The organism is Bradyrhizobium sp. CIR48, assembly GCF_014198315.1.
Classification (GTDB): domain Bacteria; phylum Pseudomonadota; class Alphaproteobacteria; order Rhizobiales; family Xanthobacteraceae; genus Bradyrhizobium.
Genome location: NZ_JACIHG010000019.1, coordinates 25,889 through 43,041 on the forward strand (window position 1 = coordinate 25,889; position 17,153 = coordinate 43,041).

Here is a 17,153-nt window from a genome sequence, read left to right on the forward strand (position 1 = left end):
CCGGTCACTGCCACGCTAGAAGCTCAGGGTTGCCGTTGACGGACAATGATCCGAGATGGCCAGCAACGGATCGGGATGGCCTTGCCCGGCCGGCCGCGTCCCTCCGAAGCGACCGATGGCAACCTTGGTGACGGGATTTGGCACTGAAAGGCTGGCGCTTGCGAGCATTTGATCCAACCCGATTGGATTTCGGCAGCCAAGGCTATCTGCGCGCGTTAGCGGCTTCTGCGCATCCTGATCGAACAGCTCCCGCTTAGAGCGCTCGCAGAGCTGCTTAGCGACAGCATTGACTGGGCATTCAGGTTCCAGGTGCGCGAGGGCGCTGGAAGCCGGGGCACCATCATTGACCTCGCCGTATAAGCTGCGAACGAGAACGCCGGTTGGCAGGGACGTCGCTGGGTCGCTTCCGTCGGAACGGATGGCTGATTTCGCGATAGAAGTTTTCTCGTGCGAGAGATTGCGGTTGAAATCCCCCATCAGGATGACCGGCATGCCAGAGGAGCTTGTTTCTAGCCAATCCTCGAGCGGACGAACCTGTCGCTGGAGGATCGGACAAGCATCGCCGCCACCATCAAGCTTGCCTCGGTCTTCGAGCGGACTAACACAGGACGACTTGAGATGCACGGTCATGACCCGCAGCGGTCTGCCGTCGATCTGAAGCGTCAGCGATAACCCGGGACGTACCTGATCCGTCGCAGCGAGATCCGGCAGGGATAAGGTCGCAGCGACGGCACAGTCGGAGCCCGTACCGAGACTCTTTTTCCAGGCAATGGCGAGCCGCTGGACCTTGAAATTGTCAAACGAGCAGATCTCGTAATCAGCACCGTTGTTTGGCAGAACTTCGCGCACGGCGGTGGCACCGCTCACCTCCTGAAACGTCATGATGTCCGGATCGAGGTTCCTGCCAATGAAATCTTGGAGCTGCTGAGAGCGCTTCTGATAGGCCGCTTCGGTCACCGGGACGATCTTGAAGTTGGCCTGATAGACGTCGCATGGGGGCTTTGCGGCAATGTCCCATTTGATCTTTGCGTTACGACCCCATTTGAGTTCCCAGCCTGGCTTTGTTGCCCCAGTTGTTGATGGTTCGAACAAGCCGCTGGCGGGATTTAGTGCGAAAGGCTGGCCGCAATCACGGATCCAATCCTTTGCTTCAGCCTGACTCAGATGCCAGCCGAGATTCCACGTTGCGATCTTGATGTCGCGCGCCTGCACGCCCTGCGTTGTTTCGAGCAGGATGAGAGCGGCTAGCAGGATCATTCGGCGAATTCTCATGAGACGCTCCTGACGTTGACCAATGGATAAGCCAGCCACGACGGCGATCGCCATATCGCGTTTGGAAAGGCGAGAAGGGCCGGTGATGGTGCAGTCTGGGCCAAGGTTGCAATCGCTTAGTTTTAATCGGTTGCTAACAGCATACGTTCAACGTCAATCAAAAAGTTACGCGCAAAGAAAAAAGCAAGCCGGTCGTGCCGCCCTTTCGGCGTTCGGCCTATAGACCACGCTCTCTGGCGAGCGATGCTTTCGTCCCTTTTTTATAGGCGTCCTTTACCCACTCATCGCGCGTTTGCTTGAGCACAAGCGGGTCGGCCTCAGAGCCCGGCTTCGGCTTCGCTCCCTTCTTCTCATGGGTCTTGTTCCAAATGGCGCGCGCCCGATAGTGGTTGTAGAGGCGCATGAATTCCGCGACATAGGCCTGAGCGAGCGCGGCATTGCCCTTTATCTCCAAGACGTTCTCGTCGTTGGAATTCTCTGAGGCTTTGCTGAAATTGGGGGAGCCGGTGTAGATGGTCGGCGCCGCGGTGTCGCCGTCGATTACAATAAACTTGTGGTGCACATGGATCGGCGGAACGCTCGATTTCTTCTTTGCGGCCTTGGCCTTGCTCTTGGTGACCGACGCGTCGTAGCGCGTTGTGTCGATCGTCCTCAATTCGGGCAAGAATCCACGCGGCGCATTGGCGCCGAAAGCTGAATAGGGAAGCGTGTCCGGATTCGTCTGCGAGCGGTGGAAGATCGTGCTGGCGATCTCCGGAAGCTCCCGCTTTTCGCCCTTTTTGGTCGGCTTGTCGGGATCATCAATACTGTTCAACAACCCGTAGATCAGATGCTTCGGTGAATCTCCCTTCGCAAAGATGGCTTCCATGAGGGCCTTGTCGGACGCTGTGAACATACAGAACAACACCGACGATTTGGCCTTGCTTACAGCCTCCGTGACCGTGTCCAAAAATTCACGCTGGGTGCCGGGTTCCGGCAGAAAGAAAACGCGGATCTTGGTATCTTCAACGTCTGTCACATCGCTCCAGGCAGGCGCCTCCATATCCTTCTTGCCGATGTTTTTGGCGAGGAGATTGGCGCGCTCCGCATAGAGCGCGGCGAGTTCGCGCGAATGGATGATGTGCAGAAGATTCGCCTGCACCGTCTGGGCTTCGGGCGTGAAGTTTGTCGAGCCCATCAGCACGGCCTGCTCATGTTTCTTCTTATAAAAAACAATAAACTTGTCGTGCATCAGCTTTGAGATGGCATCGCGCTTGTGGATCGAGATGTTGTGGCGTTCGTCCGCGATCAGATGGGCAGCGGTGCGGGATTTGGAATCGTCCGCTTTGTCGAAATAGACAATCGAGCCGCGCCCCTCGAAGCTGGTAAAAGCGGGGATGACCCATCGGTTGTCCGTCAGATGGTAGATGGCGCATTCGAACGCGTCGCTCTCCTCAAGGATGTCCGGGATCGCATTTTGAAGGCCGTTGGCGAGCCAATCCATTTGCTTCTCGAGCGGCTTGTCCTTTTGTTTGGCAAAGCTCTGGGCGCTCACGACGGCCCGGTTGAAATAGGTGGCGATCTGTCCCTGGAGCGGTTTTGGCACGGCGACCTTTCGCTTGCCGGCAGCTCCCTTTTGTAATTTCAGGTCGTTTGGGCCCGTGCCCAAGACCGGAATGACAGTGTATTCGAAGGTCTTTCCCTGGTCGTCGGTATTGATGCCGCCGTCCCACCAGTTGAACTTCTGGATCGGCGCGCGGTCGCTTCCCTTCGAGCGGGCGTCATCCGCAAGCGGCACAAAATCGAGCTTGTTGAACAAGAACTGCGGTTTTCCGTCGCGCCCGTAACCCGGGTTGCGCTCGATGGCGAAGCCCAGGAAATCCGGGTGGTCTGCGCCGTCCTCCCAATCGAACGTCAAAAGCACGCAGCCTGGACTGGCATAGGCTTTGACTGTCACTGGAGTGACCATGACCGCTTCCCCCGCTCGGCGGGATATCATGCACGAATAGACCGCTCGCGCAATACGTGCAGGAGGTGTATAACGCCCGTCCAGACGCTTTCCGCCTTTATATTCTTGTCATTTTTCTCTGGAGCATTGCGATGCCTGCCACCGTGCCCCACCAGCTCTACACCGCCGAAGATTTGTTGGGAGGCTTTAACCCGTGGGATCCGATGGGCTTCACGCTGTCGCGAGACTTCGCGATCTATCGCGAGTTCGCCAGCGATGGGGGCCCCTTGCCGGCGTCGCTCGCCATCCGCGCGGCGTAGGCCGCGCATGACGCTGCGATCGCCGATGCGCTGCGGGTCTTTCTCAAGACGGTTCAACGGCCGCTCGTGGGAGTCATGGGTGGCCACAGCCTTCCGCGCAATCACAAGGCTTATGCAGCCATCGCCCATCTCGCGCGCGATCTCGCCCGGGAGCATTTTCTGCTTGTCACGGGCGGCGGGCCGGGCGTGATGGAGGCCGCGCATCTCGGGGTGGCGTTTTCTTCGTTCGACAGTGTTGGACCGCTCGACGAAGCAATTGGGCTTATAAGCGCCGCGCCGAAAGCCCCCTTCCTCGACGATCTTTTTAAAGATGATTGGACGATCAAAAAGGAGAAGCTCGGGGCGATCGATGAAGCGCGCAACTGGTTGAAGACGGCCCTTGAGGTCCGCGCTAAGGCGCCGTCAATCCTGCCGGTTAGTTTGGCGATCCCGACGTGGCTCTATGGCGCGGAGCCAACGATGCCGTTCGCAACGCACTACGCGAAATATTTCCAGAACAGCTTGCGAGAGGAAGCGCTCGTCAACAATTCGCGAGCGGGCATCATTTACGGCCCCGGCGGCGGCGGGACGATGCGGGAGATCTATCAGGATGTGGAGCGCAACTACTACGCCAAGACCCTCGACGAAGTGACGCCGATGATTTTCTTCGATGGTGACAAGTATTGGGAGACAGACCCTGTCCTTAGCGAAACGCAGGCGACGAAGCCAGGGATCAATGTTCACCCAACAATCCGCCCGATCCTGTCCTTCGGTCTCGTATCGGAAAAACGGCCGAAGGGCGACGTGGACGCTTGCCTGGATGAAAAACTGCTCTTCACCACCGATCACGCGTCGATCGTCAAGGTCCTGCGCGGACATGAAACGACGTCCCAGCGCAACCTGACCTTTGCGCTCGCAGCCGAGCCCTTGAAAATCGGGACGCTCAGGATGAACCGCAGGTAGGCTCGCGTCCCACTCTTCTTGGTAGCCGGACGCGGTCCGGTTCTGCCGTTGTGAAAAGAAACAAGTCCAGGAGCGGCCGAGGCAGGCTGCTCTAACGGATTTTCACACGGTCTATGAGGCCAGCTAAAAAGCGGCTTCGCTAAGCTGTGCCTTTTCGAGGATGCCCAATCGCGATCCCACGTTCAGTAAGCGGCGCAAGCGCGCATAACACGGCAACGTCAATCACACGACGCAACAACATCAAGGAGCTTCTGATGTTGCCGTCGACTTTTGCCATCGCGAATCGAGCGCTCGGATTGCTTAGCCTGACAGCGAGATAATCGCATCTTGCCTCTGGGCCGACCTCGGTTGCTCGGCCGAAGAAAGCTGACGCTTGCGCTGCAATTCTCGATTTACACACCTGGCGATTGGCACATGATCGTGAATCACGTCGCCGTTCGGATCGCAAAGAATGCATTCGGGCGCGACTGACTGCGGCGGATCGGTTGGCCAGCGCCTCGGAAGCAACGGTCTTTCGACGGTGGAAGACCGCAAGGATAGGCAGCGGCTGAGCCGATTAACCAGCGACGCCCGTTCGCCCACGTTCGCCAATGCTTATTCGACGGATATTCGACGATTTTTGTAAAATGGATCTAAGCCATTGACATCACTGGCGCTCCCTAGGGGAATCGAACCCCTGTTTCAGCCTTGAGAGGGTAAATTCGATCCGCTTGATGATCATCGCGAGGAGAGTCCTGCGATGGAGAGCTTACGGATGTCAGGGCCGGCTCGTTTGCGCGAGCAGGCGCTACCGCACCAGTTTCGCACCAGAAACGATCCAGCCGGAGCGCAACAAACGAGATCAGATTCAAACAAAAAGTCAGAAAAATCAACGAAGCCAATCGTTGTCCCGCCGCTCATAACGGTCTGGTTGCAGGTTCGAGTCCTGCCGGGCCCACCAGCGGGATCAATGGTTTCCTCGCGATCGTGTGGTTGCGAACCTGCAAGCGGAACGTGCAGATTGGCGATGTCCAATCCTTTTGGACTCGGCAAGCCGGCCAGGACGTACGGCACCTGGACGTCCCTCGATACCGATGCCCCGCAGCCGCAAATTTGCGGATGGTGTAATTCCTACTCCAGCAACAGGCTGCTGAAGTCGTTGGCCTCGGGCATTTCGCCATGCGTTAGCTCTGATGCCATATTCGCGATACGTCAGGCATTCCTACGGCGTCGCCCAGTTGCGAGCAGCACCAGCACGAAGGAAGCCGCCGTCATCAGTGTCGAGATCGCGGCAATGGTCGGATCGATCTCGTCGCGGAGCGCGGTGAACATGCGCTTGGTCAGCGGCTGATATTGCCCGCCGGAGATGAACAGCGCGACGATGGTCTCGTCCATCGCCGAGATGAAGGCGAAGATGCCGCCGGCGACCACGCTGGACTTGATCTGCGGCAGCGTCACCGCAAAGAAGCTGCGCAGGCGGTTCATGCCGAGGCTCCGCGCCACCATCTCCTGCGCAGGATCGAAGCTCTGCAGGCCCGCCAGCACCGAGATGACGACATAGGGCAACCCCAGCATCACATTCGCCAGCACGAGGCCGGGCATGGTCGCGACCAGGCCGACCTTGGCGTAGAAAAAGAAGATGCCGACCGCGGTGATGATGATCGGCACAACCAGCGGCAGCAGCAGCGCAATGTGGATCACGCGCATGATCCGCAGTTTTGAATGGCTGATGGCATAGGCGGCGGCTACCCCCAACGGGGTTGCGATCACCACGGTCAGCAACCCGACCGTCAGCGTCACCCGCGTCGCCTGCATCCAGGCCGGATTCGAAAAATACTGCTGGTACCAGCGCGTAGAGAACGACGGCGGCGGGAAAGTCAGGAAGCGTGCGCTGGAAAACGAGATCGGCGCGATGATCAGCACGGGCAGGATCAGATAGACCAGCACCAGCGCGCTGATCACGTAAAGGGCAATACGTGCGGGCGAGATGCGCGTCATTTCTGCCCCAGCACACGATCGAGCGAGATGAAGCGGCTGACGACAAAGAAGATTGCGAGCACGCTGAGAAGCAGCACCACCGCGACGGCGCTCGCCGCGCCGAACTGGTTGTAGAGTTCGACATTGCGGCTCACCAGCATCGACACCATCACGGTGCGGCCGCCGCCGAGCAGCTCCGGCGTGATGTAGAAGCCGAGGCAGAGCACGAACACCATGGTGCAGCCGGCGAGCACGCCCGGAAACGACAGCGGCAGGAAGACCCTGAAGAAGGTCAGCGACGGGCTCGCGCCCAAACTGGCGCCGGCCTGCATCAGGTCGTTCGGAATCTTCTGCATGGCGGCATAAAGCGGCAGCACCATGAAGGGCAGCAGGATATGCACGGTCGCGACCACCGTGCCGAAGGTGTTGTGGACCAGCGCGAGCGGCTCGGAGATGGCGTCGAGATAGCGCAGGAACTGGTTGATCACGCCGGTGCGCTGCAGCAGCGCCAGCCAGGCATAGGCGCGCACCAGCACGCTGGTCCAGAACGGCAGCACCACCAGCGACAGGATGAGGATACTCCAGCCTTTCGGCAACGCGTTGGCAAGATAAGCCACGGGATAGCCGAGCAGCAGCGCGATCAATGTGACCGCGAGGCTGATCTCGAAGGTCAGTGCGAAGCTGCGCCAGTAGATGTCCTCGGTAAAGACGCGGCGATAATTCTCCAGTGTGAAGCCGTCATGATAGATCGACTGCCAGGCGAGCCAGCCGACCGGCAGCACGATCAGCGCCAGAATCACCAGCAGCGCCGGCGACACCAGCGCCAGCATCAGGCCGTGCTCGCGGCGCTGATGCCTTTGCGATCGATCTGGCTCTGATATCGTCAACGCCGCCTCGTCTTACTTCTGCATGAACGAAGCCCAACGCTTCTCGGCCGCCTCGCCGGCGGGCGAGGACCACCAAGCGTAGGACATCAGCGCCTGCTTCGCTGCATTCGCCGGCTCGCTCGGCAATTGCGCGGCACGCTCGGGCTTGATCACATTTGTTTCGAAAGCCTTTGGATTGCCCGGGCCGTAGTCGATGTGGAGTGGCAGGTTGGCCTGGTGTACGGGATCGACAGCCTCGTTGAGAAATTTCACCGCCGTGGCGAGATTCGGCGCGCTCTTGAGGATGCAGAGCGAGGTGCTCTGCAAAATGCCCTGATTGTAGGTGAAGGAGACTTTGGCGCCTTCCTTGGCGACCGCGCTGACACGGCCGTTCCAGGCCATCTCCATGTCGACCTCGCCGTCGTTGAGCAGCTGCGCCGACTGCGCACCCGAGGTCCACCACACCGTGATGTGCGGCTTAATCTCCTCCAGCTTCTTGAAGGCGCGGTCGACATCGAGCGGATAGAGCTTGTCGGGCGCAACACCGTCGGCCATCAGCGCGGCCTCGAGCGTTGCGAACGGGTGGTTGCGCAGCGCGCGGCGGCCGGGAAATTTCTTGACGTCCCAGAAATCGGCCCAGCTACTCGGCGCGTCCTTCGGGAAGGTCTTCTGGCTGTAGGCCAGCACGCTGGAATAGAACTCATAGGAGACCGAATAGGGACTGCGATACGCCTCCGGCATCGCCGCGCCGTTCGGGATCTTCGAGAAGTCGAGCTTCTCCATCAGCCCCTGCTCGCCGCCGCGCAGGCAATTGCCGGTCGGCGTGTCGACGACGTCCCAGATCGGCTTGCCGCTGCCGACCTGGGTCTTGATCGCGGGCCAGGCGTCGGGAATGGAATCCTGGTTGATGGTGATGCCGAGCTTCTTGGCGGAGGGATCCAGGATCGCCACCGTCTGCGCCTGCTGGTAGGCGCCGCCCTGCGAGACGAAGGTGATCTGCTCGGCGGCATCGGCCGCATTGGTCAATCCGATTGCGCCCAGCAGCGCGCAGCCCAGTCCAAACTTCTGCTTCATCGTCATCCTCGCCTCCTCCAAAGACTTCTCACTGACCGATCGCATCCAGAAACTGGTACCAGCCGGCGACCATGCGCACGGCGGGCTCGCGCAGCGGATAGAACGGAATGGTCTTCATGCGACTGACATCGAGCAGGGCGACGTCGGGGCTCTCGCCGCGCACGAAGGCGGCGAGATAGCGGCCCATCAGGCTCGACATCGCCACACCTGCTCCGTTGTAGCCCAGCGAGACCAGCGTGCGGTCGTCGAGCCGGCCGATATGCGGCACCGAATCCAGCGTCATCGCGACGAGGCCCGACCATTTGTATGCGAGCGGGACCTCGGCCAGATCAGGGAAGATGCCGACCATCGCCTTGCGCAGCGCGTCGAACGCGGCCTGGGAGTCCTGCTTGCCGAATGCGCCGCGCCCGCCGAAGATCACGCGATTGTCGACCATGCGGAACCAGCGCATCATGCGCTTGGTCTCGGTGTAGGTCCGTCCCGTCGGCATCAGCTTTCCAGCGAGATTGCGCGGCAGCTGCTCGGTCGCCACCATGGCGCTGCGGAACGGGATCAGCGTGCGCTGCAGATGCGCGGTCGCGCCGGTCAAATCCGAATAGCTGTTGGTCGCGATGATCGCCTGTTTCGCGCGCACCGCGCCTTGCGGCGTCTCGGCGACGATGCCGCCGTTCTCGCGCCGCAGCTTGACGACCGGAGATTCCTGGAAGATCGGAACACCGCGGCGCGCCACGCCATCGGCGAGGCCGCGCAGATAGTTCAGCGGATGGATCCCGCCCGAGCCGGGATTGAGCACGCCACCGACGAAAATGTCGGAGCCGGTCTCCTCGCGCACGCCGCTTCTGTCGAGGATGCGGACCTCGGCGGAGCCCATCTCGCGCGTCATCCAGTTGGCTTCGTCGATCGCCGCCTTGAGCGTCGTCTCGTTGTGGGCAGCCTTGACCTGGCCGGTGCGCGTCAGGTTTGCGCTGGTGATACCGAATTCGGACACCAGCTCCTCGACCATGTCGGTCGATTCATGAGCGATCTCGTACATGCGCTTTGCCATCGCGCGGCCGTGCACGGCGTCGATCTCACGGAACGACAGGCGAAACTTTGCGGTGATCACGCCACCGTTGCGCCCGCTCGCGCCCCAGCCGGGCCGGTTGGCCTCGAGCACGATCGGTGCGAGCCCGCTCTTGGCGATATGGTGCGCGGCGGAGAGCCCGGTATAGCCCGCGCCGATGATCACCACATCGGCCTGATGCTCGCCCGACAGCACGGGACAATCGCGCGCCGGCTCCGCCGTGGCTTCCCACAGCGAGTTGACCGATGGCTGCGCGCTCCAGTCCCGTGTCATGCCCGCGCTCATGGATTTATGCCGCCGGCCCGATCGCTGCGTCGGCCAGTGCCTTCAAGGTCGGATAATGGAAGTCCGGCTTGGTTAGCGTCTCCACCGCGGGCGTGCCGCCAAAACCGGCAATGCCCTGGCGGCGCTCGATCCAGCACACCTTGTAGCCCAGCTTCCGCGCGATGCCGATGTCGTGGTACTGGCTCTGCGCGACATGCAGAATGTCGGACTGCTTGTAGCCGAAGGCGGACTGACGCCCCTTGTTGTAAGCGAAGAACTCCGGATTGGGCTTTGCCACCCCGGTGTCGTCGGCGCAGACGGTGTCGTCGAAGGGATTGCCGAGCGCATGCGCGTAACACGAGAGCGCGACGCGGTCCGCATTGGTCATCGCCACCAGCCGGAATTTCGTGCGCAACCGCTTCAGTGCTTCGACTGAGTCCACGAATGGTCCCCAGCGCAGCACCGAGAGCTGGAAGACATCGCACGACGCGTCGTCAGACGGCAGACCGAGCTCCTTGGCGAGATGGCGATAGACGTGGAACATCGCCTCGCTCGAGCGCTCGTAGTGCATGTCGCGGCCGCGCTTGTAGGGCTCGAAAATCTGATCGTCGCTGAGCTCGGCCGGCGTTTTGCCCGAGATCTTGCGCACTGCGTTGATCACGCCGGTTTCGAAATCGATCAAGGTGCCGACGACGTCGAAGGTGAGGACCTTGAAGTTGCTGAACGCGGCTTGGATCGACATGTCGTGTTTCTCTCAGGTTAGACAGGCTAGGGTTCAGTCCACCCGGGGCACGATGATGGTGTCCTCGGGGTGAAGGGTGACGGTGAGGCTGCCGCCGAGTGGCGGAATGCGGCTGTAGGCCTGGTGATAGCTCGGCTGTCGCAGGCTGAGCGCGACGCCGTCGGCAAGCGCCAGGAAGATGCGCAGGCTCTCGCCCTGATAAACGATGTCGGTGACCGTAGCCGTGAGCCGGTTGCAGGCGGCATCCTGCGCACCATCGTCGATCAGCAGTTTTTCGCTGTGCACGGCCAGCATCAGCGCATCGCCTGTGGGAATGGCGCGGGCGCTGCGCAGCAGCGCGTTGCCGAGCGCGACGCTGGAGGCGTCGACGCGGCGCACCGGCAGCATCGTGGCCTCGCCGATGAAGCTTGCGACGAAGGAGTCGGCGGGATGATCGTGCAGCCGTTCGGGGGCGTCGATCTGGATCAGGCGGCCGTCCTTCATCACCGCGACGCGGTCGCTCATGGTCAGCGCCTCGCGCTGGTCGTGGGTGACGTAGATGATGGTGGCACCGATGCGCTTGTGCAGCGCGCGCAGCTCGATCTGCATGGTCTCGCGCAGCTGCTTGTCCAGCGCCGAGAGCGGCTCGTCCATCAGGATCAGCCGCGGCTCGAAGATCATCGCGCGCGCGAGCGCGACGCGCTGGCGCTGGCCGCCGGAGAGCTGCGCGATGCCGCGCTCCTCGTAGCCGGCAAGGCCGACCATCGACAACGCCGCGCGCACCTTGTCGGGCCAGATCACCTTCGGCAGACGCCGTGCACGTAAGGGGAAGGCGACGTTCTCGCCGACGCTCATATGCGGGAACAGCGCGTAGTTCTGGAAGACCACGCCGATATCGCGCTTGTGCGGCGGCATCCAGGTGACGTCGCGACCACCGAAGAGAATTGCGCCCGACGTCGGGATGATGAAGCCGCCCAAAATGCCGAGCAGCGTGGTCTTGCCGGAACCGGAGGGACCGAGCAGCGAGACGAACTCGCCGGCGCCGACATTGAGGGAGACGTCATCGAGGGCGCGAACCGGGCCATAGGCCTTGCTCGCGGATCTGACCTCGACGCTTTCCGCTCGTTTGTCCAACGATCGACCTCGCCTCGTCCCTGCAATGGCGTGCCTCACTGCACGCCATAAGCCTGCTTTATAGACAGGGGAGTTGACGCACTCACGCTCGAAGCGTGCACCGCACCATCCCTTCTCCCGTAAGCCCTGTCTTTAGGCTTTCATGCCAATGACAACAGACTTGGCAAAACTCGGCAATTGCCAAATTCTCACCGCGCTCATAACATGACGTTATGCCCGAGCTACGCCGGATGCTGCCCTCCAGCAACGCCCTCTTCGTCTTTGACGCAGCGGCGCGCAACGGCAGCTTCACGGCCGCAGCCGCTGAATTGAACGTCACGCAACCCGCGGTGAGCCGCATGCTCGGCCAGTTCGAGGAGCATCTCGGCGTCCGCCTGTTCGATCGCAAGGCGGGCCGCGCGGTGCTCACCGAGGAAGGCGAGCTTCTGTATCGCCGCGTGCTCGAAGGCTTTCGCAGCATCGAGACCGGACTCGTCGAGATCGAGCGCCGCCGCAAGGGCACCGAGACGGTGACGCTGTCGGTGTCCTCCGCCTTCACCACGCACTGGCTGATGCCGCGCATCGACAAGCTGCAGAAGCAGTTTCCCGAGGTCGATCTGCGCTTCCAACTCATCTCCGGCGCGTTGCGCGGCCCCGTGGAGAATGTCGATCTTGGCATGCGCTTTCGCGATCGCGACGAGCCGTCGTCGGGCGGCACGCTCGTGATGAAGGAAGTCATGCTGCCGATGTGCAGCCCAACCTATCTCGGGGAAACCGATCCCACCGAGAGCAACACCATCATCCGCCTCGCCGAGACGCCGGGCGACTGGGCCGCGGATTACGCATCGCTCCTCACCGGACGCCGCGGCGCGGCCAAGGCGCTGAGCTTCACCGATTATGCCGTCGTGGTGCAGGCCGCCCTGCTCGGCCAGGGCATCGCGCTCGGATGGTTGACGGTCGCCTCGCACTGGCTGCTCACCGGCGCGCTTGTGCCGGCCTCCGACCGTCTGACCACCACGCGCCGCGTCTGCGAATTCCTGCCGCCGCGCAACCGGCCGATGCGCCCGATCGCTGCTGAGATCCGGGATTGGATCATCGTACAGATGCGGGATGAGCTAGTGGCAATCGATCGGCAGTACCCACCACTTGGATTGATGGCTGCGTGCTACTGAACCGAAGGCAGGACGCCCCAACTTGCAAAATCTAGACGTGCCGTAGAGATCTACTTGAGACGGTCACTGTGTTCCGCGGGGCTGCCGCGCCGAAGCCCTGAGGGCGAAGGCGGGCGCCGCGTTACGCCGCTTGAGCGTTCGAGACACCGTTCGGATCGAAGCTCTCTTGCTGCGATCGGAAGACGCCAGGCTCCTCGCGAGCTGATCAGATCGCCCTACTCCGCAGCCATTGCCGTTCGCACCTCGGGTTTGTCCGTCGCGCTCTCATGGCTCTCATCCGCAGTCGGCTTGATCCGGAACCACGCGGCATAAAGCGCAGGAAGGAAGAGCAGGATCAACACCGTGCCAACTGCCGTGCCGCCGATCAAGGTATAGGCCATCGATCCCCAGAAGACGGAGTGTGTGAGGGGGATGAACGCCAGCACGGCGGCAAGTGCGGTCAGGATCACGGGCCTCGTGCGTTGCACCGTGGCTTCGATGACGGCGTGGTAGTCGTCGAGGCCCGCCGCGCGGTTCTCCTTGATCTGTTCGGTCAGGATCAGGGTATTGCGCATCAGGATCCCGGCCAGTCCGATCAGTCCCAGGATCGCGTTGAATCCGAAGGGCTGGTTGAAGATCAGCAACGCAGGCACGACGCCGACGAGACCAAGCGGTGCGGTCAGCATGACGAGGGCCATCATCGAGAATGATCTGACCTGAAGCATGATGACGATCAGCGTTGCGGCGATCATGGCGGGAAAGATGGTCGCGAGCGCGTCATTGGCCTTCGTCGCCTCCTCGATCGAGCCGCCGGTCTCGATGCGATAGCCGGCCGGAAGCGATGCGATCAGCGGCTGAAGCGCTTTCACGATGTCCTTGGAGACCTCGGGAGGCTGGGTCGCCTCATTGATGTCCGAACGAATCGTGATGACGGGCGTGCGATCGCGGCGCTTCAGGATCGGCTCTTCGAGCTGGACTTCCGAATGGCCGATCTGGTCGAGCGGGATCAGACGGCCGTCCCGGCTCGTCAGTGAAAAGTCGGCCAGCCGCGCCGGATCCAGCCGCTCGCCGCCGGCGCTGCGCGCCACGATCGGGACATTGCGAATGTCCTCGCGGACCTGCGTGACGGCGATGCCGGTCAGGAGGAACTGGAGCTGCCGCCCGACTTCCGCCGGCGAGAGGCCGATGAGGTTCAGCCGATCCTGATCTGGAATGAAGCGGAGCACGGGTGTGCGATTGCCCCAATCGCGATTGGCTTGTCGCACGTCGGGAACGCCACGCATGACCTCGACGGCCTTTTCAGAGAGCGCGTATAATTTCACGGGATCGGGGCCCATCACCCGAAACTCCACCGGGAACGGCGTGTAGGGTCCGAAGACGAGCTGGGTGACGCGCACGCGCGCTTCCCGGGCAAGACCGTGTGACACGGCCTCCCGGAGCCGGTGCTTCAAGGCCTCGCGCGCCTCGGCGTCAGGCGTCAGCACGACGATCTTGGCAAAGGCCGGATCGGGGAGCTCCGGCGCCATCGCAAAGAAGAAGCGGGGCGCGCCCTGACCGACATAGCTGGTGACGATCTTCGCCTCGGGCTGATCATGCAGCCAGCCTTCGAGCTTCTCGACCGCGGCGGTCGTCGTCTCGATGCTGGTGCCCTCCGGCAGGCGAACCTCGACGAGAACCTCGGGGCGATCCGACGTCGGGAAAAACTGCTGCTTGACCGCGCCCATGCCGAGGCCGGACAGCGAGAAAGCGATCACGACGAGGCTGCAGGTCAGAAACTTGTGGCGCACGGCGAAGGTGATGAGCCGCCGCAAACGCCGGTAGTTCGGCGTGTCGTAGATCGCGTGGTGACCGCCCTCGATGGGCTTGATCGCGGGCAGCATCTTGACGCCAAGGTAAGGCGTGAAGATCACCGCAACGATCCAGGAGACGATGAGAGCGAACCCGACGACCCAGAAGATGTTGCCGGCATATTCGCCGGCCGTCGAGCGCGCGAAACCCACCGGCAGGAATCCCGCGATCGTCACCAGCGTGCCCGAGAGCATCGGCGCCGCGGTGTGGCTCCATGCGTAGGCCGCCGCACTGAGGCGGTCCATGCCCTCTTCCATCTTCACCACCATCACCTCGATGGCGATGATGGCGTCGTCCACGAGGAGGCCAAGCGCGAGGATGAGGGCGCCGAGCGTGATGCGGTCGAAGAACCGGCCCGTTTCCAGCATGATGAGGAACACGACGGCCAGTGTCAGCGGGACTGCGGCGGCCACGACAATTCCCACGCGCCAGCCGAGGCTGAGCAGGCTGACCAGCAGCACCACCGCGAGCGCCATTGCGAATTTGATCATGAACTCGTCGACCGCGGTGGTGATGTTCACGGCCTGGTCGGTCACCTTGTCGAGCGTCATCCCGAGCGGCAGTGTCCGCGCCATGGCTGCGGACCTCTCTTCCAACGCCTTGCCGAGCGCCAGACCGTTCCAGCCCTCCTGCATCACCGCCGCGAGCATGATCGTGGGCTCACCCTGGTGCCGGATGATGTAGGTGGGAGGATCCTCGTAGCCGCGACGGACCTCGGCGATGTCCGACAGCTTCAAGGTTCGTCCCGCAGCAACGATCGGCGTGTCGGCGATCGCCTGCACGCTGTCATAACCGCCGTCGACCCGGATGAAGACCTGTGGCCCGCTTGTGTCGATCGAACCTGCCGGGGTCACCGTATTCTGCCGCTGCAGGGCGGCAACGATATCCTGTGCCGACACGCCGAGCGTTGCCAACTTGGGATAGGAAAACTCCACGAAGATCTGCTCGGGACGTTCGCCGAAGATATTGATCTTCTTGACGCCGGGTACGTGCAGCAGGTCCTGGCGGATCACCTCCGCCTTCCTGGCGAGCTCACGCATCGGCATGCCCTTCGCCTTGAGGGCATAGAGTGCGAAGCTCACGTCCGAATATTCGTCGTTGACGAAGGGGCCGAGCACGCCGGCCGGTAGCTTGCGCGCTTCATCCCCGAGTTTCTTGCGCGCCTGATAAAACTCTTCCTGCACGCTCGATGGCGGCGTGCTGTCCTTCAGCGTCACCGTCATGTAGGCATAACCCGGCCGCGTGGTCGTCTCGACCCGGTCGTACCAGGTCAGCTCCTGAATCCGCTTCTCCAGGGGTTCGGCGACCTGGTCCTGCATCTCGCGTGCCGTCGCACCGGGCCATACCGTGGTAACCGTGAGCGTCTTGATGGTGAAGGACGGGTCCTCGGCCCGTCCGAGCATGAAGAAGGCGTAGGCGCCTGCGGCCGCCAGCAGCATGATGAAGAACAGGCTCACGGCCCGCTCGCGAACGGCGACCGCGGAGAGATTGAAGCTCATGATTTGCTCCCGCCGTCGGTGACGGTCCTGACGCGGGCGCCCTCGTGCAGGAGGTGAGCGCCGAGGGACACAATCGGATCACTGGAGCTCGATCCAGAGATGATTGCCGCTTCGCTGGTCACGCGCAGAAGCTTGATGGGGCGAAAGTGTACGGTCGAGCTGGCGCTGTCGAACACCCAGACGCCGGTGGTCCTGCCATCATCGAGCACGGCGCCCAGCGGCACCTGGACTTCCGACTGACTGTCCTGGCTTGCGAGCCGAATGGTGACTGTCGCGCCGAGTGGTGCTGCTGCCGCCTCGCCGCCGAGCACGTAGCGGGCCTCGTAGGTCCGGGTCTGCGCGTCAGCAGAGTTCGACAATTGGCGCAGATGCGCCGCGTAATGGCGTCCATCGCTGCCATACAGGCTGGCCTCGGCGAGCGAGCCGATCGCCGGCCGGATCGTTTCGGGAAGCGCCACCACGGCTTCGCGAGGCCCGGACTGCGCGAGCCGAACGACGGTCTGGCCGGCCGAGACCACCTGGCCGGGTTCGCCAAGTGTTTGGGTGACCGTGCCGTCCGCATCTGCCACCAGGATGGAATAGGTCGCCTGATTTTCCGCGACCCCGGCCTCGGCTTCGGCCGCGGCGAGTTGCGCCTTGGCTGTGTCCGAGGCGGCCTTCGCCTGCTCGTAGCGCTGCTTGGACGTCCATCCGTCGTTGACCAGGTTGGTGTATCGACGCTCATCCGCATCCGTCTGCACGACGACTGCGCGCGCTGCGGCGACAGCGTTGCGCTTTGCCGCGAGCGCAAGGCGGAGGTCGGTCTCGTCGATCCGCATCAGCGGCTGCCCGGCCTTGACCTGCTCACCGACATTCACCAGCCGCTCGACGATCTTGCCGGCTACGCGAAAGCCGAGATTGCTCTCCACCCGCGCGCCGATAGTGCCCGTGAACCCGCGGTCGGATCCGCTCACCCGCGTGGCCGTCGCCAGGCTGACCATCGGCGGCTCCTGTCTCGGGTCGCTCACGGCAGAGGCGTTGGGGGCGACAATGCCAAGACTGACGAACGTGGCCACCCCCGCCGGGATCATAATACCGGCCAACACGGCAACACCCCTTTTCATAACGGTCTCCTCTGGGATTTAGATTTCGTTCGAA

At 62.2% G+C, this 17,153-nt stretch carries 13 protein-coding genes; 3 read left to right on the forward strand and 10 right to left on the reverse strand.

The annotated features are described in order from the left end of the window. Positions 1 to 15: 15 nt before the first annotated feature. Positions 16 to 1,326 (reverse strand): endonuclease/exonuclease/phosphatase family protein, encoded by a 1,311-nt coding sequence (locus tag GGD66_RS38735; RefSeq protein ID WP_183261830.1) that lies wholly within the window; start codon positions 1,324 to 1,326, stop codon positions 16 to 18. Positions 1,327 to 1,489: 163 nt separating this feature from the next. Continuing rightward, entirely contained in the window at positions 1,490 to 3,220 is a 1,731-nt protein-coding gene (locus GGD66_RS38740; protein ID WP_183261832.1) for a phospholipase D-like domain-containing protein, read from the reverse strand. Between the two features lie 131 nt (positions 3,221 to 3,351). On the opposite strand from GGD66_RS38740, the gene GGD66_RS38745 reads away from it, so the two are divergent. Together GGD66_RS38745 and GGD66_RS38750 are read left to right on the forward strand one after the other, a co-directional pair. After that, on the forward strand, positions 3,352 to 3,519 hold the full coding sequence (locus GGD66_RS38745; RefSeq protein WP_183261833.1) for a hypothetical protein: 168 nt from the start codon (positions 3,352 to 3,354) through the stop codon (positions 3,517 to 3,519). 75 nt (positions 3,520 to 3,594) lie between these two features. Continuing rightward, entirely contained in the window at positions 3,595 to 4,461 is an 867-nt protein-coding gene (locus GGD66_RS38750) for an LOG family protein (RefSeq protein ID WP_183261835.1), read from the forward strand. 1,191 nt (positions 4,462 to 5,652) lie between these two features. On the opposite strand, the gene GGD66_RS38755 is transcribed toward GGD66_RS38750, so the two are convergent. The 6 genes from GGD66_RS38755 to GGD66_RS38780 all read right to left on the reverse strand — a co-directional run bounded on the left by GGD66_RS38755 (position 5,653) and on the right by GGD66_RS38780 (position 11,539). Continuing rightward, positions 5,653 to 6,438 carry an ABC transporter permease gene (locus GGD66_RS38755; RefSeq protein WP_018317002.1) on the reverse strand — a complete coding sequence of 262 codons (786 nt, stop codon included), beginning with the start codon at positions 6,436 to 6,438 and terminating at the stop codon, positions 5,653 to 5,655. Beyond that, complete coding sequence (locus tag GGD66_RS38760) at positions 6,435 to 7,247, reverse strand: ABC transporter permease (protein WP_049814808.1); 813 nt, start codon at positions 7,245 to 7,247, stop codon at positions 6,435 to 6,437. Before GGD66_RS38760 ends, GGD66_RS38755 begins: the two co-directional genes overlap by 4 nt. 69 nt (positions 7,248 to 7,316) lie before the next feature. After that, positions 7,317 to 8,363 carry an ABC transporter substrate-binding protein gene (locus GGD66_RS38765; protein ID WP_183261837.1) on the reverse strand — a complete coding sequence of 349 codons (1,047 nt, stop codon included), beginning with the start codon at positions 8,361 to 8,363 and terminating at the stop codon, positions 7,317 to 7,319. A gap of 22 nt (positions 8,364 to 8,385) precedes the next feature. After that, positions 8,386 to 9,693 (reverse strand): FAD-binding oxidoreductase, encoded by a 1,308-nt coding sequence (locus tag GGD66_RS38770; RefSeq protein ID WP_246789177.1) that lies wholly within the window; start codon positions 9,691 to 9,693, stop codon positions 8,386 to 8,388. A 16-nt stretch (positions 9,694 to 9,709) separates the two neighbouring features. Then, a complete protein-coding gene (locus GGD66_RS38775; RefSeq protein WP_183237079.1) occupies positions 9,710 to 10,426 on the reverse strand; it encodes an HAD family hydrolase in 717 nt (238 codons plus the stop codon). A 33-nt stretch (positions 10,427 to 10,459) separates the two neighbouring features. Then, positions 10,460 to 11,539, reverse strand: coding sequence for an ABC transporter ATP-binding protein (locus GGD66_RS38780; protein ID WP_183261841.1), 1,080 nt, complete (start codon positions 11,537 to 11,539; stop codon positions 10,460 to 10,462). A 212-nt stretch (positions 11,540 to 11,751) separates the two neighbouring features. Between GGD66_RS38780 and GGD66_RS38785 the strand changes: the two genes are divergently transcribed. Next, the gene (locus tag GGD66_RS38785) at positions 11,752 to 12,690 is read left to right on the forward strand and encodes a LysR family transcriptional regulator (RefSeq protein WP_018316996.1); all 939 of its coding nucleotides are present in this window, start codon (positions 11,752 to 11,754) and stop codon (positions 12,688 to 12,690) included. A gap of 215 nt (positions 12,691 to 12,905) precedes the next feature. Here the strand turns inward: GGD66_RS38785 and GGD66_RS38790 are convergent, their stop codons facing one another. Both GGD66_RS38790 and GGD66_RS38795 read right to left on the reverse strand, forming a co-directional pair. Then, a complete protein-coding gene (locus tag GGD66_RS38790) occupies positions 12,906 to 16,016 on the reverse strand; it encodes an efflux RND transporter permease subunit (protein WP_183261843.1) in 3,111 nt (1,036 codons plus the stop codon). Continuing rightward, on the reverse strand, positions 16,013 to 17,119 hold the full coding sequence (locus GGD66_RS38795) for an efflux RND transporter periplasmic adaptor subunit (protein ID WP_183261845.1): 1,107 nt from the start codon (positions 17,117 to 17,119) through the stop codon (positions 16,013 to 16,015). Before GGD66_RS38795 ends, GGD66_RS38790 begins: the two co-directional genes overlap by 4 nt. Positions 17,120 to 17,153 lie beyond the last annotated feature (34 nt).